The 17,735-nt window shown below is 40.2% G+C and carries 19 protein-coding genes and 1 tRNA gene; 11 read left to right on the top strand and 9 right to left on the bottom strand.

Annotated features, from left to right (window positions below):
- Window positions 1-227: 227 nt before the first annotated feature.
- Window positions 228-1,088 (top strand): helix-turn-helix domain-containing protein, encoded by an 861-nt coding sequence (locus HGG78_RS09220; protein ID WP_172532708.1) that lies wholly within the window; start codon window positions 228-230, stop codon window positions 1,086-1,088.
- A 142-nt stretch (window positions 1,089-1,230) separates the two neighbouring features.
- Here the strand turns inward: HGG78_RS09220 and HGG78_RS09215 are convergent, their stop codons facing one another.
- Window positions 1,231-1,878, bottom strand: a complete 648-nt coding sequence (locus HGG78_RS09215; protein ID WP_053312080.1) for an isochorismatase family protein — start codon at window positions 1,876-1,878, stop codon at window positions 1,231-1,233.
- Between the two features lie 19 nt (window positions 1,879-1,897).
- Window positions 1,898-2,611 (bottom strand): NUDIX domain-containing protein, encoded by a 714-nt coding sequence (locus HGG78_RS09210; protein ID WP_053312079.1) that lies wholly within the window; start codon window positions 2,609-2,611, stop codon window positions 1,898-1,900.
- A gap of 278 nt (window positions 2,612-2,889) precedes the next feature.
- Between HGG78_RS09210 and pncB the strand changes: the two genes are divergently transcribed.
- Window positions 2,890-4,143 (top strand): nicotinate phosphoribosyltransferase, encoded by a 1,254-nt coding sequence (gene pncB, locus HGG78_RS09205; protein ID WP_172532707.1) that lies wholly within the window; start codon window positions 2,890-2,892, stop codon window positions 4,141-4,143.
- A 254-nt stretch (window positions 4,144-4,397) separates the two neighbouring features.
- Here pncB and HGG78_RS09200 read toward each other — a convergent pair.
- Window positions 4,398-4,472: transfer RNA gene (locus HGG78_RS09200), tRNA-Gly, on the bottom strand.
- Between the two features lie 231 nt (window positions 4,473-4,703).
- Here HGG78_RS09200 and HGG78_RS09195 point away from each other — a divergent pair.
- Together HGG78_RS09195 and HGG78_RS09190 are read left to right on the top strand one after the other, a co-directional pair.
- The gene (locus HGG78_RS09195) at window positions 4,704-7,058 is read left to right on the top strand and encodes a fatty acid cis/trans isomerase (RefSeq protein ID WP_172532706.1); all 2,355 of its coding nucleotides are present in this window, start codon (window positions 4,704-4,706) and stop codon (window positions 7,056-7,058) included.
- Window positions 7,059-7,092: 34 nt separating this feature from the next.
- Window positions 7,093-7,263, top strand: coding sequence for a hypothetical protein (locus HGG78_RS09190; RefSeq protein WP_168524685.1), 171 nt, complete (start codon window positions 7,093-7,095; stop codon window positions 7,261-7,263).
- 92 nt (window positions 7,264-7,355) lie between these two features.
- Here HGG78_RS09190 and HGG78_RS09185 read toward each other — a convergent pair whose 3' ends face one another.
- Window positions 7,356-7,802, bottom strand: a complete 447-nt coding sequence (locus HGG78_RS09185) for an RNA-binding S4 domain-containing protein (RefSeq protein WP_372586259.1) — start codon at window positions 7,800-7,802, stop codon at window positions 7,356-7,358.
- A 184-nt stretch (window positions 7,803-7,986) separates the two neighbouring features.
- A complete protein-coding gene (locus HGG78_RS09180; RefSeq protein WP_172532705.1) occupies window positions 7,987-8,598 on the bottom strand; it encodes a glutathione S-transferase family protein in 612 nt (203 codons plus the stop codon).
- A 105-nt stretch (window positions 8,599-8,703) separates the two neighbouring features.
- Here HGG78_RS09180 and HGG78_RS09175 point away from each other — a divergent pair, with 105 nt between their 5' ends.
- Both HGG78_RS09175 and HGG78_RS09170 read left to right on the top strand, forming a co-directional pair.
- A complete protein-coding gene (locus HGG78_RS09175) occupies window positions 8,704-9,291 on the top strand; it encodes a TetR/AcrR family transcriptional regulator (protein WP_171981143.1) in 588 nt (195 codons plus the stop codon).
- Window positions 9,285-9,677, top strand: coding sequence for a PPC domain-containing DNA-binding protein (locus tag HGG78_RS09170; RefSeq protein WP_053312069.1), 393 nt, complete (start codon window positions 9,285-9,287; stop codon window positions 9,675-9,677). Before HGG78_RS09175 ends, HGG78_RS09170 begins: the two co-directional genes overlap by 7 nt.
- Window positions 9,678-10,077: 400 nt before the next feature.
- On the opposite strand, the gene HGG78_RS09165 is transcribed toward HGG78_RS09170, so the two are convergent.
- The 3 genes from HGG78_RS09165 to ohrR all read right to left on the bottom strand — a co-directional run bounded on the left by HGG78_RS09165 (window position 10,078) and on the right by ohrR (window position 12,070).
- Complete coding sequence (locus HGG78_RS09165) at window positions 10,078-10,839, bottom strand: EAL domain-containing protein (RefSeq protein WP_172532704.1); 762 nt, start codon at window positions 10,837-10,839, stop codon at window positions 10,078-10,080.
- A gap of 142 nt (window positions 10,840-10,981) precedes the next feature.
- Complete coding sequence (locus HGG78_RS09160) at window positions 10,982-11,497, bottom strand: lipocalin family protein (RefSeq protein WP_053312067.1); 516 nt, start codon at window positions 11,495-11,497, stop codon at window positions 10,982-10,984.
- 129 nt (window positions 11,498-11,626) lie between these two features.
- Window positions 11,627-12,070 carry a transcriptional regulator OhrR gene (gene ohrR, locus HGG78_RS09155; protein ID WP_053312066.1) on the bottom strand — a complete coding sequence of 148 codons (444 nt, stop codon included), beginning with the start codon at window positions 12,068-12,070 and terminating at the stop codon, window positions 11,627-11,629.
- A gap of 146 nt (window positions 12,071-12,216) precedes the next feature.
- On the opposite strand from ohrR, the gene ohr reads away from it, so the two are divergent.
- The 4 genes from ohr to HGG78_RS09135 all read left to right on the top strand — a co-directional run bounded on the left by ohr (window position 12,217) and on the right by HGG78_RS09135 (window position 15,768).
- Window positions 12,217-12,639, top strand: coding sequence for an organic hydroperoxide reductase Ohr (ohr, locus tag HGG78_RS09150; protein WP_053312065.1), 423 nt, complete (start codon window positions 12,217-12,219; stop codon window positions 12,637-12,639).
- Between the two features lie 234 nt (window positions 12,640-12,873).
- On the top strand, window positions 12,874-13,470 hold the full coding sequence (locus HGG78_RS09145) for a hypothetical protein (protein WP_172532703.1): 597 nt from the start codon (window positions 12,874-12,876) through the stop codon (window positions 13,468-13,470).
- 202 nt (window positions 13,471-13,672) lie between these two features.
- Entirely contained in the window at window positions 13,673-15,277 is a 1,605-nt protein-coding gene (locus HGG78_RS09140) for an ABC-F family ATPase (RefSeq protein WP_420918601.1), read from the top strand.
- Window positions 15,278-15,435: 158 nt separating this feature from the next.
- Entirely contained in the window at window positions 15,436-15,768 is a 333-nt protein-coding gene (locus HGG78_RS09135) for a PBPRA1643 family SWIM/SEC-C metal-binding motif protein (RefSeq protein WP_172532702.1), read from the top strand.
- A gap of 275 nt (window positions 15,769-16,043) precedes the next feature.
- On the opposite strand, the gene HGG78_RS09130 is transcribed toward HGG78_RS09135, so the two are convergent.
- Entirely contained in the window at window positions 16,044-16,292 is a 249-nt protein-coding gene (locus tag HGG78_RS09130) for a DUF3297 family protein (RefSeq protein ID WP_053312061.1), read from the bottom strand.
- A gap of 326 nt (window positions 16,293-16,618) precedes the next feature.
- Between HGG78_RS09130 and HGG78_RS19240 the strand changes: the two genes are divergently transcribed.
- Window positions 16,619-17,692 (top strand): GGDEF domain-containing protein, encoded by a 1,074-nt coding sequence (locus HGG78_RS19240; protein WP_338326132.1) that lies wholly within the window; start codon window positions 16,619-16,621, stop codon window positions 17,690-17,692.
- Window positions 17,693-17,735 lie beyond the last annotated feature (43 nt).

Genomic DNA, 17,735 nt, shown 5'->3' with positions numbered 1-17,735 from the left:
AACAAACTCGTTAACTTCAGTTAGCTTTGGGGTTGCAGAGTAATGAGGATTAGCCTATTTATCATCTAATGATAGATAGGCTTTTCTGTTTAATACTTCAATTAATGCGCATATAAAGAAGTATTAATTATCTATTAATTTGATTACTAACTGCCAAGATCACTTTTCTATCTTGCAATAAGAATTACTATTAATCCCATGAATAAGAAAATTACATTCGCTAATCAATGAAGTCTCTCAACAGTTTTTGTCGCATTGCTGAAACCGAATACGCACTTTCGACTGATAAGGTAAATATCCTGTACTACGATTTGCCAAAACACTTTCATGATGAATACCGCTCATACGATGCACCACGTCTTTGTACTATTTTACAGGGCCACAAAGAGGTGGTGATTAATCAAGCGGAACAATTTAGTTATCAGCGAGAACAATGTGTGTTACTTCCTCCGCATTCAACAGTTTATATGTCGATGACTGAGTACACTAAGGCATTAGTTTACGAATTTAGTGACGAAATTGTTGATGGCGTACGTTCACAAGTGAGCGAACAACTTGAAGTAGACTGCGAAGTCAAATTTGACCATAACCAATTTCAGCTCGAGCAATTACAAGATCAATTGCTTAATACGCATGTACGAGTACAGTCAATACTGCAAAGCAGAGATAACAATATTACATTCCTGTTAGATTTGACTTGCCAAGAGTTAGTCTATGAGCTGTTAAAACGACAAGGTTGCCACGATATTCTACACCACTATAAAAATCATCCAATTAACCGCGTGATCAGCTTGATGAAATCAAACCAAGGGCAAGTCATGTCGATCTCAGACTTTGCTGAAGAAGTGAATATGTCACTGCCAAACTTCAGTCAAAAATTCAAAATGATCACCACTCAAAGCCCTAAAGAATTCATGACCAAAGTTCGCCTGACTAAAGCTAAGCGTTACCTATCTTCGATGTCGGTGACGGATACCGCTTTAGAATTAGGTTATGAAAATATTTCTCACTTTATTCGATTATTTAAGAAAGAATTCGGCATCACCCCCAAGCAATTTAAACTGACCCAAGAGTTGTCATGCCGATGAGCCTAGGGCGTGTTGACCTTTCAAGCTGATCTTTGCAGCGGTTTGTGGGTTCTTTGTACAAGGTAGAAACTTTGAAATGTAGTTTTCTACTTGATAATCCAATAACGTAGTAAAAATGGCCTACAACCACCGTTAAACAGACTTATTGTATAGCGTCCGAATTTTCGACCAATATCACGCCTTTGTCGGCCAGTTCGCCAATAACCGTGATTGCATTTTCTGGAAAAACGGCTCGCGTCGAGGCGAGGTTTAGGATCACACGAAAACCGGCATCAAGAAGCTGCTCGACTGATTTCTTGACACAAAAATCTAAAGCTAACCCACCCACAATCACGGTATCTATCGCTTTTGCTCGCAGAAATTCAATCCCACCGGTAGACAACGTATCTGCTTGATCGTGATAAAACGCCCCGTATGGATGAGCGTCTGGGTCAATGCCTTTGTTAAGTTGAAAGTCGTACTCGCGAACAGCAGGCAAGCCAGGTAGCAGCTCAACGCCAAGCGTTCCTACCACACAATGCGGGTTCCACTTAATGTCTACTTCTGGCAATCCTACCGGTTGCAGCATCTTATCGGGTGATTGAGCTTCCCAAGCCGCACCTGGTGGGTGCATATCACGAGACACCAATCTTACACTGGCTTTACTGTGGTTGTGTTTAAGCTCATCAACAATCTCTAATGCCCCCGCAACAGGTAGCTCATTAGGACATAGCTCACTAAAACCTTTCTGCGGGTCCACATCAACCGAAGCTGTTTTGGCTTTATCAATCTTTATGGTTTGCATTTGCATGATTCACTCCTTGTTGGGTTTAGCGCAGACAGGTCTGAAAATAAGTCACACTTTTTTCACTAAGGCTATAAACCTGCGCCGGCTTACCGCCCTTCCCTTTATTGGTCGACGCCATTTTCTTCGCACTCACAATCACGCCAGTATCAATCAAGCGACGCTTGACTGTCATACGATTAACCTCGACGCCGAACTTTGCATAGACAGCGATAATATCTGACACCAAAAACTCTTTTTCCAAAACAAACAGTGCCACTGACGTATATTCAACCGCAGCTCTTAGTTTCTTCCATGCCAATTTAATGAGCTCAGCATGGTCAAAAGCCAGTTCAATTTCATCCTTTAGCACGCGCTCAAGGGTAAACCATCTTAATTGCTCTTGGCACAGCCCACTGTTTTCAATCTGCTCAACATTGGCATTATTGAGCAGCGCATAGTGCGCAATCGTCACACTCCAACCATCTGGGTCTCGCTTGGGGTTCCCCTCAACCATAGGCTCACTAATGTAGTGCGGATAGGTGTGAATTTTTTGCCGACATATACGTTTACGTGCTGCTTCAAAATCTTGATCGGCTTGCTGCCCACCTTGCTCAGTAAGGTCTTGCTCAAATACGAATCCACCGGGAATAGACCACAGACCATGTTGCGGCCGATCAGGGTTATTGCGCTTAATCAATAACACCTCCAAGCCTTGTGTTCCAATTCGAAGACATATCATGTCAATGGTCACTATCATCGTCAGTTTCCTAAGTCCCTAATTGTTGGTTACATTACCACTGCCAAATTACAGGTCAACAGGAAAGTAACTAACCGTGACTAACCTTATTTATTTTGAGACGGCCACCTTTAAGCGTATGCCAATAAGATAAACCGATTAGATAGCATAGACTAAAAGGTAATAGGCGCAATCCAACCCAAAGTGCTAAATTATGGTTAATAACGTAATTTGACAAACCAAATGCAAATTACTAAAGTGCCAACCAGTAAGAGCCAGATAAAAGATAGGATGGCCGTATGAATGCCAAGCTTTTCAACCACAAAATCATTCAAAGCGCGCTTGATCTTGATGTTTATAAGATCAACATGATGTGTGCTGCTTATCGGCTCTATCCTGAAACTCAAGTACGTTATGAACTCATTGTTCGTTCAGATGAAAACCTGACTGGTTTTAAACACCAAATAGAGCAAGAGATTAACAAACTCGCTGACTGTCATTTTAATCGTGATGAAATAGACTATTTACACTGCCAAGCGCCTCATCTCGACCAAGGTTTTCTGAGCTACTTAGCGAAATTCAGATTTGCTCCAAAACAACAAGTGACCGTATCCGTCACTGATGAGCATGGTCAAAATCAATTAAAAGTCTCCATACAAGGGATTTGGCATGAAACCATTTTGTATGAAACCTTGGTGATGAGTATTATCTCGGAAGTGCGTAACCGTGAGCTGTGGAGTGGTATTCCCTACGCGCAATTTCACAATGTTTTGCAAAATAAGGTCAACAAACTAAAAACTGAGTTAGCCCGACACGAGATTACTAATTTCCAGTTTTCTGAGATGGGTAGCCGCCGCCGCTTCAGTGCTCAGGTTCAGCACGATGTGGTTGACTATTTTCGTCAACATGCGCCAGAGCTGATGTCTGGTACTAGCAATTACCACCTTGCTAAAAAATTTCAACTGACCCCAATTGGTACTGTTGCGCACGAATGGTTTATGGCCCACCAGCGACTAGTCGACACGGCTCAATCCCAAGCAATCGCACTAGATAGATGGCACGAAACTTTTAAAGGCAAATTGGGCATTGCCCTTACCGATACAATTAGCATAGATGCGTTCTTAAATGACTTTACCGCGCAGCGCGCCAACGCTTACGCTGGGGTCCGTCACGATTCAGGATGCCCATTGATATGGGGCGATAAGATGATTGCTCACTATCAAGCTTTGGGTATTGATCCAATGTCGAAAATATTAATTTTCACAGATAGCCTCGACTTCGACAGAGCGCTAGAGATTTGTCAGTACTTCAGCCAAAGAGCGAATATTAGTTTTGGAATTGGTACATTCTTAGCTAATGATATGGGCGATTGGCAGAGCAATAATAAGCGATACAAGCCATTATCGATGGTGGTTAAAATGGCACAGTGCAATGGTAAAGCCGTCGCAAAAATCAGTGACGAACCTGAAAAAGCAATGTGTGAAGACCCACATTTTCTTAACCACTTAAAACAATGCTTTGGAATGGGCGTTGAGTTAGACAGAGCAAGTTAAGCCTGGTCTACCATTATTTGTCTTATTGAGTAGAAGCGTTATAAAACACTATAGTCTTTTTGTAACTGGCCAGTTTGGACGTAAAAATCTATCAGCTCCATTTCAGCTGATAGATTTTTACACTTGTACTCGAAGATGTATTTGGAATCTAACCAATATAGAGTTCTTTAGTAAATCAAACGGCAGATACGACAAAGCACGCAATTAAGCGGCTATTTTAAAAACTTATGGGGTATTTTCGAGCTCGAGAAGATTGGAGCGTACTGCGGGAATCGAACCCGCATCATCAGCTTGGAAGGCTGAGGTAATAGCCATTATACGAAGTACGCTATGTCTTGAAGACCCGACTAATATGCCACATCTAACTGAAAAGAAAACTCTTTTTTTAACGAAAAACATCTAAGTGGGCATTAAACGAGCAAATCTCATTTGATCGATTAAAGATTGAACATAACTTGTGTTTTAAATGCAACTAAATGGAGTATAAATACTACACGGTGAGTGGCGTGATCTGAGATTATTTGCTTTAATAACCACACATTCTTCAGACATTTAATCCTATGCCATTTCGTCGACTTATTATTGTTACTCTTGTTGCACTGTTTTCAGGTTGTGCAATGTATGCAGGGCTTAATTATGACCAATTGTTTGGTGAGCCAAAAGTTCAAGCGAGGCAAACGCCTTTGGATTCTCAACACGCAGAGTTCTTCCTAAATCAAGTCAAACCGATTATTGATAATCGCTGTGTTGTTTGTCACGCCTGTTATGATGCGCCTTGCCAACTGAAAATGTCTTCCGTGGAAGGTATTGATCGCGGTGCGAGCAAAGAGCTTGTTTACCAAGGCACTCGCCTGACCGCATCGAAGCCAACCCGTCTATTTGAAGATGCTGAATTTACCCAACAGTGGCGAGACTTTGGCTTTCACCCAGTGCTGAATGAGCGAGACCAAACCCCTACCGCCAATATGGAAGCTGGGTTAGTGGCAAAGCTACTCATGCAAAAAGAGACTCACCCGCTCCCTTCGCAGGCTCAGTTAGAGGGGTTTGATTTTTCAATAGACAGAGAACAAATTTGCCCAACCATTGAAGAGTATTCACAATACCAAAAAGACTACCCAACGTGGGGAATGCCTTATGGTATGCCAAACCTAAGTGATCACGAATACAATACGTTGCTGACTTGGTTAAAAGATGGCGCGCTGATGAATGCGCACATACCACTAACCGCCGAGCAAGCCACACTTGTTGATCAATATGAAAAGGTGTTGAACTACAGTGCCAGAAAAAACCAGCTGACGGCTCGCTATATCTATGAGCATCTATTTTTATCGCATCTCTATTTTTCTGAGCTTGAAGGACAACCTAGGTTCTTCTCTTTAGTTCGTTCAGAAACTCCGCCCGGACAACCTGTTAAGCGTATTAGCACTCGCAGACCTTATGATGACCCAGGAGTTGAGCGAGTTTATTATCGCTTAATACCAGAGCAAGGCAGCATCGTTGATAAAACACATATGCCGTTTGCGCTGAACCGAAAACGAATTGAAGATTGGAAAACATGGTTCATTGATGCCGATTACCAAGTCGCCGAACTACCCAGTTACGATGTCAACGTTTCGGCAAACCCGATGACGGCTTTTGATGCACTGCCAGTAAAAGCTCGCTTCAAATTCATGTTGGATAACGCTCAAAATACAGTGATGGCGTATATAAAAGGCCCTGTATGTCGTGGGCAGTTAGCACTCAACGTAATTAACGACCGCTTTTGGGTTTTCTTTGTTGATCCAGAAAAAGCCGACTTGCCGGAAGTTAACGATTTTTATCGTTCACAAAAAGACAATTTAGACCTGCCAGGTGAGCTTGAAAGTAATACCTTACCAATCCACAATTGGGTGCACTTTTCTAAGCAACAAGCGCGTTACTTACAAGCAAAATCTGAGGCAAGCAATCAGTGGTTCAAAAATGGTGAAAATCTCACAACAGACATTCTATGGACTGGTGATGGTGTAAACCCTAATGCTGCGCTCACTGTGTTCCGTCATTTTGATAGTGCCTCGGTTGTACAAGGCCTAGTTGGGGAAAAGCCCAAAACAGCTTGGATTTTAGATTATGCTCTGCTCGAACGAATTCACTATTTATTAGTGGCAGGATTTGATGTTTACGGTAATTTCGGTCATCAACTCATTACCCGAATGTTCATGGACTTTCTGCGCCTTGAAGGGGAAAGTAATTTTCTCTCACTTTTGCCACGCGATATGCGACACAAAGAGCACTCAAGCTGGTATCAAAATCAAAGTCGATATTTAACCGAATACTTACTGCGCAATGTTGCTCCATTCGATCAACCTACCGGTGTTGTGTACCATTCTGACGATCCGAAATCAGAACTGTATGATAAATTAAAAGAAAAACTAGAACCCGTACTGTCAGATCGTTTTAATATCGTCAACACTGGTTTTTCTCAACAAAATGAATGGTTACTTTCGGGGATCAATAAGATAAAGGGAGAAGGCTTACTTTCAATACCTCAGGTCACCATGATAATGATCAAATCAAAGCAAGGGCAAGAACAGTTATTTACACTGCTACATAATAACGCGCACACTAACATTTCGAGCTTATTCGATGAAAAAAGTAACCGCGACCCAGCAAATGATGATTTGACCATAGTCAGAGGTGTTCTAGGCAGTTATCCCGAGGCTTATCTGTCAATGGAAGAAAAAAATATTCCTGAATTGGTTGAACGCCTAACCAATATGCGAAATGAAGAAGATTACGTTAAGCTATTAGATAGATTTGCAATTCGTCGTAGCTCACCAGACTTTTGGCCATTTAGCGATAAAGTTCATGCTTGGTATAAGAAAAATCAACCTATCGAATTTGGTTTACTTGACTACAATAGATTTGAGAATAGATAAAAATCGCTTAATCAGTGGATACAGGAGGTGCGCGATGGCAATACGAGATAGCATTGAAGCACTTGAACAGCAAATTTATGTTGCATGCTCAGAAGGTGACTACGAAACGGTTAACCAGTTAGAGTACCAATTGGAAGTGCTACTAAGTAAAGCTGATCACCCTTTCGACGACGAGTCACCATTGGATGATGACAAATGGCGTTGAAAATTAATAAAGGGAGCATTTGCTCCCTTTACTATATACGCCACAGTAAGTGCACCTTTCCAATTAGACACTACAGCTTGAAGTAATACCAATCAAAAGAAATCAATTGAATTGCGTCCGCTCTCTTTATCTCTATGGATTGGGGATGATTCTTTTTGCTCTTTTTTACGGCTTACTGTTGGTTTCTGTTCTTTTTTTGACTTCGATTTGGTTTTCTTTTTAGGCACTTCACTTACTACTGATTCAGCTTTTTCCGATGGTCGCTCTGATACAGGTTGGTCACAAATCACAACATAGTATTCTTGGTTAAATTCAAAAAAGTCTCCATCGTACATTTTACGACGCTTTCTTGTTTCCAATTCACCATTTACCGCGACATAGCCATCACTAATAAGGTGCTTTGCTTGGCCTCCACCATCGACCAAGTTGGCGATTTTAAGCACTTTGTAAAGCTCTATTGGTTGCACTGAAACATCAATACCAATAGCTTCTATTTCGATTTCTTCTTCATCGAAAGTTTCTATCTCTTCGTTCATCATAACTTCTTAATCATGTTTTTCGCAAAGTGTAATGGTAAATCCAAAAATTAGAAACTATTGTTATCAGCTTGCAAGTGCACTGAGAGCAATAATGCAGTGAATATTCCATACCCAAACCACTTGTGGTTATAAGTTCCTTCGCACACAAAAGTGACAATGTCACACAATCCGATTACTCTATCGCTTACTGAAAGGATGGACGCTGATTCAACACTTCAAACCAACGGGCAATGTTTGGGTAGGTCTCTAACACATTAAGTTCCAGTGCTTTTTCTGCAAAACCTACGAATATAAATGCCGTTATATCCACGATAGTAAATCTTTCAGTCGCTACATAATCTGAATCAGATAAACGCTGGTCTAAAATAGGTAAAAATGACGCAACTCGATGCTTACTTTCATACCCCCACTCGGATACGCAAGTTTCACGGTCTTGATAAATTCCCGATATATTACGGAATGCTTGAAATGCTGCGTAAAGGCCTTGAAATTCAACAACTCGGTGCCACATTTCTACTTGGGCTTTATCTAATGCGCTGTCGCCAAATAAGGATGAATCATTTTCTTTAATCGAATCAAAATATCGACAAATCGCCACGCTTTCGCAAATAGTCTCACCACTATCTAGCTCTAATAATGGCACCTTACCGTTTACACTCTTCTGTAAGAATTCTGCAGACAAGTTATCTCCTTCTCTGACATTCACTTGCTCTCGAGGGACGTCTAAGCCTAACTCTTTAAGAAATATGCTTACTCGTCGACAGCTTGGTGTTGGCGCAAACTCATACAGTTTCATCTAATATCCTTTTAATTACTTTTTCAGAACGTTCGTTTAGGTTAGACTCTACTCGTTTTATAAACGATCAGTCAAGAATGTTTTTTGTTTTAAGAAGTGTGGTATATGGCACGTAAAAGTAATTTTGATAGAGATGAGAAACTGCTCGCGGCAATGCATCTGTTTTGGCAAAAAGGTTATGCTAATACTGCGATTTCAGACTTAGTAGACACGCTGAAAATTAATCGGTTTAGCCTCTACAATACTTACGGAGATAAACAAAAACTCTATTACGAGGCGATCGATAAGTATCTAGAATCAGTATCTCTTCCCCCAATCAATGTGCTCAATCAACCCACGGCATCAATGCCAGAACTTGAGCTGTTTTTAAAAAACTTTGCTCATTTACAAAGGCTAAATAGCTGCGGATGCTTTATGCAAAATGCCGTGATTGAGCATGCAGGCGAAGACGATTATGTTTTGCAAAAAAGCAAAGAACTGTTTGATGGCTTACTTGTGGTTATTACCAATGCCCTGAAAAATGCGCAAAATGAACAACAACTCCCCCATTCCTTACCCGCGAAACACATCGCGCATTTAATACTGGTACAAATGCAAGGTATGCGGGTTATGGGCAAAGCGCAACGTCATGAGGATTTGGAAAACGCTTTAGATGCGTTGTTAGCGCTATTAAGAGGAAATACAGCATGTTAAAAGTGACAGCATCACGACTAACTCGAGGGCATGATCTCAAGCAGTCTATTGCTGCATTGGTGAAAGAGCACAAGATCCAGGCAGGTAATATTGCTTCATGTGTAGGATGTTTATCTGAGTTAAAAATTCGGCTAGCTGATGGCCAATCGACCCTGTATCTAGCAGAGCCATTTGAGATCATCTCATTAGGCGGCACTCTAACCAATGAGCATTTGCATCTGCACATTGCGGTATCAGACAGCAAAGGAAAAATGATTGGAGGTCATCTTTTAGATGGTTGTATTGTAAATACAACGGCAGAATTGATATTACATTCATATCCCAACCTCGTATTCGATAGAGAGTTCGATCCCTCAACACACTACAGTGAGTTGGTGATAAGGTGACAGAATAATTGATGAGGGAAATAACCAATCATTGACACATTATCAACAAGAGTTACAAGCGATGACTTCCTCATATCAAACAAACTATGCAGCTCGCAAAACTGACCGTATCGTTATGACTATTCATATGCAGCAAGCGTACATCAGCCCTTAGAGTGAGTTGGATACATTGCCCATTTGAATGAATTTGATATCTACGATGCGTTTCAGAAAGTGTGGTCACCACAAACGGCTGTAAATATTCGTCCATCGACAAACTAACTTTCTCTCATCGACAAAAAAGCCCAATCCTATTGGTGGCAACTGGGCTTTTTTCTGCATGAATCAAATAACAATGTAAGCTACGTTCTTTCTCATCAATGATAGAGAGCAACATCAACCATCATACCCTCTTTATAATTCAAGCAAATGTTACCTCAGGTAACGATTCAAAACCTGGTTTAGCAAAAAAGTATCCTTGCATTAAATCTACGCCAGCTTCCATTAACCAAACGAATTCTTCTCTTTTTTCAATACCTTCGGCCAGTGGGGTTATATTTAGATCGCTGAATATTGCTAAGCAATGCTTAACAATGGATTGACGCGTTTTATCTTGATGTATATCGCGCACCAGTCCCATGTCTAATTTAATAATATCCGTTTGGAAATCAGCAAGTAGATTAAGTCCAGAATAACCAGAGCCAAAATCATCAATCGCTGTTTTAAAACCAAGCGTTTGATAGTATTCTACCACTCGTTTGACATGAGAACTGTCTTCGATTTTTTCCACTTCGGTGAACTCAAACATGATTTTTTCAGTTGGGAAATTATACCGTTTAGCTGCTTCCAACGTTGTGCGAATACAGCGTTCAGGCTTGTAGATAGCGTTGGGCAGAAAATTAATACTAAGTATTGAATCAATACCCAGCTTTGACGCCAGTGCTATCGCTTTAATTCGGCATTGTTGATCAAACACATAGCGATTATCATCATTCACTTGAGAAATAACCGAATAAGCTGATTCGTTATTTAATCCACGTACCAGAGCCTCATAGCCAAAAATGGCTTGAGTTCTACAATTTACTATTGGTTGAAAAGCCATCGTAAAATCAAAGCCTAAATGGCTTGCTTCAGAACAATTACTGCAAAACGCTCTTTCACATTCCACTTGCTGTTCATCCATTATACTGACCTTATAGTTATGTTATTAGAATAAAGCCTAGTAGGCGCTGCTAATTTATTCAACTAACAGATATATTTAGAGAAAATCATTTAACTTTCCGTTTATCATAGCCTTCACATCGCTCATTTAAGAGCAAACTCACCTATTTATGCTCAACAAAAATGATGCTTGAAGTATCAAAACCACGCTCTTGAGACATATCGATAAATTTCTCAATCACTTCAGGTTCTACAGATGGTGTTCTTGCCAAAAGCCACAAATAATCTGTATTCGGTCCAGAAATGAACGCATATTGATAATCCTTCTCATCCAATTCAAATACAACATATGAACCATAAAATGGTCCAAAAAAAGAGACTTTTAGGTAGCCTTCTGAATCGCTATTCACAAAATAGGCTTTACCTTCAGCCTCTTGCCATTCGTTATTAGCTTGAGAAAATCCACGATTCAGTACCAGGACACCACCATCGCGTCTAAGACTGTACTCTGCTGTTACCTGAGTCAGTCCCCTTTCAAAAGAGTGATCAAGCCTAGCAATCTCATACCATTTACCTAAATAGTTATCGAGCTCAAAATTGGCCACCGGCTTTACCGAGTCTGGCATACCTAAGCAGCCACTAAGTACTAGTGTACTAATCATTAATAATATTTTCTTCAAGCTACCATCTCCTATTAAGTATCATTAACAGCGAGCAAACATTAAATACATACCACTGCATTGCCACACTACCGATGGTTTGATTTTTGATTATAACAACTTACTATGAAAACGAGTGAGTAAGTGAGATCAAGCAGTGAGATTTGCAAGTAATTTTTCGCAGTCGCTTTTCAGTTTTATAAGTTCTTCAATATTCATCTTAGACATCCCCATCATCTCTACAGGTATTGTTTTTGCTTTTTCACGTAATTCAGTACCCAGCTCAGTGACTGAGATAATTCTAATCCGTTCGTCTTCTTGGCTACGAGTTCGGCTTACATACCCTTTAGTTTCCAAACGTTTTAACAATGGCGTCAAAGTCCCTGAATCTAGGTGTATCCTACGACCTAGCTGTTTTACATTGATTGACTGTTCTTCCCAGAGCACCATCATCACTATGTACTGCAAGTATGTCAGATCAAGTGTTTTCAGTAGCGGTTGATATGCCCTTCCCATTGCATTAGAAGCACTGTAAAGCGCAAAACAGACTTGATTATCCAAACTTAGATACTCGTCTTGTGCTGATTTATCCATCTCTATTACTCACAATAAATATTAATTGTGCACAATATACTTGCACACTCTCAAACTTTCAATTAGTATCACTCCCAACAAAGATTGCGCGCAATATAATTGCCAGCAACTTTAAATGTATCAATATTACAAAAGGAAGAACAACCATGGCAGCACTTTACACCACATCAGCAACCGCATTAGCAGGTCGTAACGGCCAAGTTACTACCGACGACAATAAATTATCTTTGGCCTTGAGCTACCCGAAAGAAATGGGGGGAACTGGAGAAGCTACTAACCCAGAACAGTTATTTGCTGCTGGTTACTCAGCGTGTTTTTCAAACGCGATCTTGCATGTTGCACGTGAAATGAAAGTAGCCATTAAATCAGCACCAACAACCGCAACTATTGGTATTGGTCCAAACGATAAGGGGGGGTTCGCCTTAACAGTTAGCCTATCTGTCGAATTGGAATTAGATCAAGAACAAGCTATCGCTTTAGTTAATACCGCTCATCAAGTTTGTCCTTACTCAAACGCGGTACGTGGAAATATCGATGTACAACTAACGGTGAACGGCGTAACACTTTGATTAAATGAGAACATGTAGAAAGAAGGCTCCGAATATTGTTCTGGCCTTCTTTCTATTTGATAACGATACACTCCGTATAGCATTTTTTACTGATAGCCCACTCGCATTTTATGCGCTTAGTTTTACCTCCTTACATATAAGCGTTAACAAATCATCACCTATGACTTTCCCTGGCTGCAACTTCAAGTTGTTTGGGTATATACTCATTTTGGGGTTAGTCATGAGCCAACTTTTATGCAACGGGATACCACCTATGTTATAACTTCAATGTTTGCCGTTTTAGTCATATCTTTCGATGCTAGAGGTGAGTTATGTAGCGAACAGGTTTGGAACCAGACGATAAGTTCACAACAAAGAGTGGATGATTGGTATAATCGACACGCTGAATCATTTAATAATTTACTGCTGATTTACAAGCAACACATCTTCTTGCATAAAGAGTTTACACAAGATGAACTATATGCTTTTTGGCACCCCTCAAAAATTGCATTCAATGAAAAACTAGAAAACCATATTTTGGCTACGCAGAATATGCAGCTCTCTCTTACGAAGGAACACTTAGAGTTAGAAATAGGCTATGCAGCCGTTACTCAGCAGGAACAACAATGGCGCTCATTGAATGAACACTGCGCGCAATCAGGTTCAAAAATAAATGCTCATTCAAGTATGCGTTACGTTGTATCAAACCAATCCCTAAAAACAGATATTGAAACGCTAATCAGCAAAATCGACACACTTAAAATGATCTATAAACAAGAAGAAATGGTGCTGCTTAATTCAAGGGATCAAGACGCTCCAATCTCAATACCAATGGAAAGAATTGACCATTGATTTACGAACCTTCTCTAAATTGATCTAACTGAGTCAACTGCAGAAGATTTGAGTCGTTACTTTTTCGTGACCCGCATCTCACATCTGTTATTTACTTAATAAGTCTGTATAATCCGCCAGCTATTCATTCTTTCTTTAAATTTTGTTGATTTGGCATCACACAAACCGTGATAGACCAATCTTAATGCCTAGGAATATTTCGTTGATATCTACCGCTAACATCACCATGCAATTCGGCGCCGAGCCTTTATTTGAAAACATTTCTGCTAAATTTGGTAACGGTAACCGTTACGGTTTAATTGGAGCCAATGGATGTGGTAAATCAACGTTCATGAAAATTCTTAGTGGCGCGTTAGCACCAAGCTCAGGTAACGTGTCTATTACTCCTGGGCTAAAATTGGGCGTGTTAAGCCAAGATCAATTTGCATTCGAGCAATACAACGTAATTGATGTAGTGATCATGGGAGACCGTAAGCTTTGGGAAATCAAACAAGAGCGTGACAGAATTTACTCCCTGCCTGAAATGAGTGAAGCTGATGGCATGAAAGTCGCCGAACTAGAAAGCGAATTTGCTGAAATGGACGGCTACACAGCAGAAAGTCGCGCGGGTGATATTTTGCTGCAAGCTGGCATTGAAGAAGAGTTCCATTTTGGCCTGATGCAGCAAGTTGCTCCTGGTTGGAAACTGCGCGTACTGCTTGCTCAAGCACTTTTTGCCAATCCAGATATCCTGCTGTTAGATGAACCGACCAACAACTTGGATATTCATACCATCAATTGGCTGGAAGAAGAGCTAAATCAGCGTAAATGTACAATGATCATTATTTCGCACGATCGTCACTTCTTGAATTCAGTTTGCACTCATATGGCAGATATTGATTACGGTGAGTTACGTATCTACCCAGGTAACTACGAATATTTCCTTGAAGCATCGGGCTTGATTCGTGAGCAATTGTTAGCGAGCAATGCGAAAAAAACAGCAGAAATTAATGAACTACAGGATTTCGTCAACCGCTTTGGTGCGAACGCATCAAAAGCAAAACAAGCAAGTTCTCGTGCTAAGAAGATGGATAAAATCAAACTCGATGAAGTCAAATCAAGTAGCAGAATTAGCCCATCGATCGATTTTGGTGAAGGTAAAAAGTTGTATCGCCAAGCTCTAGAACTGCGAGATTTAGGCCATGCATTTGGTGACGAATTATTATTTGAAAACGGAAATTTATTGCTTGAGGCTGGCACTCGTTTAGCGGTAATTGGCGAAAATGGTGTTGGTAAAACCACCTTGTTACGCTGTCTTGTTAAAGAATTAGAACAAACTCATGGTACAGTTAAATGGTCTGACAATGCGTCTATCGGTTACTGTCCTCAAGATAGTACAGCTGATTTCGATAATGATTTAAGCATCTTCGATTGGATCTCACAATGGCGCACAGCCAAACATGATGACTTGATGGTGCGAGGCATTTTAGGCCGCTTACTATTCACCGCTGACGATGCTAATAAAAAAGCAAAGAACTGCTCCGGTGGTGAAAAGAACCGCTTATTGTTTGGCAAGTTAATGATGCAAGATATCAATGTGCTAGTCATGGATGAACCGACCAACCACATGGATATTGAAGCCATTGAAGCGCTAAATAACGCGCTTAAAGTTTACAAAGGCACACTGATTTTTGTCAGCCATGACCGTGAATTTGTTTCATCTCTTGCTACCTCAATTATTGATGTAAAAGACAAGCAACTGGTTCATTTTCAAGGTACATATGATGAATACCTTTCTCATCAATTAAAAATGTTGACGGTAGCCTAAGTAACCTATTTAACTAAAAACATTAACAAAACGCCATTGACCACATAAAAGATCAATGGCGTTTCTTATATCTTGTACGATGCTTTATATCTGTACTCACTATGACTGTATATAATCATCATATCAGGCCAATCGCCTTAAATATTAATGAGTGAACAATGTCTAAATTATTTTTCAAAGGTCGTATAGAAACGCGTCAAAACCATGTTCTTTCTGGCTACAATGTAAACCGTGACATTAAAGCTGGAACTGAAGAATCTCCGATTTCTGTAGTAGTAAAGACTGAAGAACGAAAAGCTGAAATTGAAAAACTAGTCTCTGAACATTCAATTATTGCCAATATTGTTGTTGATACTGGGAGAGAGGAAAATACCGTTGAGCTAGATACACTGCTTAATAAACCCAAAACGATTACGTTTGAAAAGACCCCTAACCGTAATGATCCATGTATTTGTGGTAGTGGCAAAAAATATAAGAAATGCTGCGCTTAAATTATACCTTTCCTATTTGAAGTGGCTGCGGCGTTTGCTAGCTACCTTTGCGCAGACTTCCATCAATAGCAGATATTTTCCGCTCTAAAAATGCAATACATGATGTACAAAAAGCCCATGTATTGCATATATCCCCTTTCTACTTGAAGCCGCAGCGGTGTTGGCTACGTTTGCTCACCCCACTCGTATAGTTTATCTATGCTCATGGGGATTCACTCACTTGCCGCCTACCTGCAACTCCAAGTGGTTTGGGTATAGATAGCCGTAAATTCTACTTATTTATAGAAAGCTTCCACTTCACCTTTCAGTTTGATCAACATTGGTTGACCGAAACGATCTTTCGCTTTAGGTGAAGGGATTTTTACCCAACCTTCACTGATGCAGTATTCTTCAACGTCTGTACGTTCTTTACCGTTAAGACGAATACCAATATGGTGCTCAAAGCACTCTGCCACATGATATGGACTGCGAGGGTTGCCAGCAAGGTGATCTGGTAAAGCTGGTTTAGCGTTATTGTCGCTCATATTCATAACCTGAAGTATGTAAAAAGTGCGCTATTGTAGACTGAACTGCACCAGCAATACTAGACACTTAACTAAGCGATATTTTGTTGTTCAAAGTTGACTGGGCTTAGAAGCCCAAGAGCACTGTGTCTTCTAGTTCGATTAGAATCAACCTCTATGCACTCGAAGATCGCTTGGTTGCCATTCTGGTATCCATAGACCGCCTTGAGTACTCCTATGACCGTGCCAATGTGCAGACCTCGGTGCTTTTTCTAGCTATGAGCTTTATCGTTGGCTATGGTTTTTATCTTTTACCTTAAGGTATAGTGTCTCCAGTATGAATAAAGGTGACGAAAACCATTGTGCTTAGTTATGGATTAGAAAAATGGCTTGGAATAAGCCATACCGATAAAGACTTTAGAGAAAGTTCATTTGTTTTTATTTCTCTTACTGTATTAACATCGATCTTGGCTTTTTTTGTTTACTACAATACGATTATTGTGCCAAACCAATTGTTAGCCATCATTCAATCGATAGGAATAGGCTTGTGCTTTCTAAGCTATTTTTTCTTATGGCAGAGTCGAAATTCTAAAATTGCTGCAACCATTATGGTCTCGGTGATGACGACGATAAGTCTGTTATTCATTGTTGGCACAGGCCACAGTGAATTTGCTTTGGCTTTCTCTTTTTTAACACCCATTGTGGCGATTTTTGTTCTTGGCTACAAAATTGGTTCAGTATTCAGTCTCGTTAATTTTGTTATTGTTGCCTACATTTGCCTGACCGAGATGCATCACTGGCTCCCTGTTTCATTTAATACCATCAGTTTTATTCATTTAACAATTATCTATTTATTCCTATTTTCAATTGCTTATTTCTACGATTCTGGTCGAAAACAGACCATGGCACAGTTAGAAGAGTCTAATCGTCAATTATATATCCTCTCTCATACCGACGTGTTGACCCAATTATTTAACCGTCGCCATATGGAAGCATTGCTGCAAAAGCAGCATATTCAGTGGATTGCGATTGTCGATATTGATGATTTTAAATGGATTAATGATCAATGCGGGCACGATATTGGAGATCAAGTATTGGTGAAAACGGCTCGTTTACTGGAGGAGAATATTAAAGACGTTGCTCAAGTAGGCCGTTGGGGTGGAGAAGAGTTTTTAATTGCCTTCACCATCACTGACTACAAGACGGTAGAGCATCATATTCAAAAACTTCACCAATCTATTGCACAGCACAACTTCGGTATTAGACGCTCAGTTACAGTAAGCAGCGGAATAGCACTTCATCAAGAGGCGCTAAAAACCACTACTTTTCGTCGTGCAGATGAAGCGCTGTATCAAGCGAAAAAATCAGGAAAAAACTGTTTTCGCGTTGCTATTGGTCTAAATGACATAAAACCTAATTAACTCTGTTTAATGTTCAAGAACACTGCTATGCACCATTTTTCAT

Origin of the sequence: Vibrio aestuarianus, assembly GCF_012395185.1 — a bacterium.
In the GTDB taxonomy this organism is placed as follows: Bacteria; Pseudomonadota; Gammaproteobacteria; order Enterobacterales; family Vibrionaceae; genus Vibrio; species Vibrio aestuarianus.
The sequence above is the reverse complement of the archived record's forward strand: the minus strand, read 5'-3'. Positions and strand labels throughout refer to the sequence as shown.

Coding starts and splice junctions, on each gene's coding strand:
- ohrR (WP_053312066.1), bottom strand. CDS start 12,070: ATGGATAAATCAGCACAAGACGAGTATCTAAGTTTGGATAATCAAGTC.
- HGG78_RS09130 (WP_053312061.1), bottom strand. CDS start 16,292: ATGAGCGACAATAACGCTAAACCAGCTTTACCAGATCACCTTGCTGGC.
- HGG78_RS09165 (WP_172532704.1), bottom strand. CDS start 10,839: ATGGATGAACAGCAAGTGGAATGTGAAAGAGCGTTTTGCAGTAATTGT.
- HGG78_RS09195 (WP_172532706.1), top strand. CDS start 4,704: ATGCCATTTCGTCGACTTATTATTGTTACTCTTGTTGCACTGTTTTCA.
- HGG78_RS09220 (WP_172532708.1), top strand. CDS start 228: ATGAAGTCTCTCAACAGTTTTTGTCGCATTGCTGAAACCGAATACGCA.
- HGG78_RS09210 (WP_053312079.1), bottom strand. CDS start 2,611: ATGATAGTGACCATTGACATGATATGTCTTCGAATTGGAACACAAGGC.
- HGG78_RS09215 (WP_053312080.1), bottom strand. CDS start 1,878: ATGCAAATGCAAACCATAAAGATTGATAAAGCCAAAACAGCTTCGGTT.
- HGG78_RS09170 (WP_053312069.1), top strand. CDS start 9,285: ATGTTAAAAGTGACAGCATCACGACTAACTCGAGGGCATGATCTCAAG.
- HGG78_RS09185 (WP_372586259.1), bottom strand. CDS start 7,802: ATGATGAACGAAGAGATAGAAACTTTCGATGAAGAAGAAATCGAAATA.
- HGG78_RS09145 (WP_172532703.1), top strand. CDS start 12,874: ATGCAACGGGATACCACCTATGTTATAACTTCAATGTTTGCCGTTTTA.
- HGG78_RS09190 (WP_168524685.1), top strand. CDS start 7,093: ATGGCAATACGAGATAGCATTGAAGCACTTGAACAGCAAATTTATGTT.
- ohr (WP_053312065.1), top strand. CDS start 12,217: ATGGCAGCACTTTACACCACATCAGCAACCGCATTAGCAGGTCGTAAC.
- HGG78_RS09180 (WP_172532705.1), bottom strand. CDS start 8,598: ATGAAACTGTATGAGTTTGCGCCAACACCAAGCTGTCGACGAGTAAGC.
- pncB (WP_172532707.1), top strand. CDS start 2,890: ATGAATGCCAAGCTTTTCAACCACAAAATCATTCAAAGCGCGCTTGAT.
- HGG78_RS09175 (WP_171981143.1), top strand. CDS start 8,704: ATGGCACGTAAAAGTAATTTTGATAGAGATGAGAAACTGCTCGCGGCA.
- HGG78_RS09135 (WP_172532702.1), top strand. CDS start 15,436: ATGTCTAAATTATTTTTCAAAGGTCGTATAGAAACGCGTCAAAACCAT.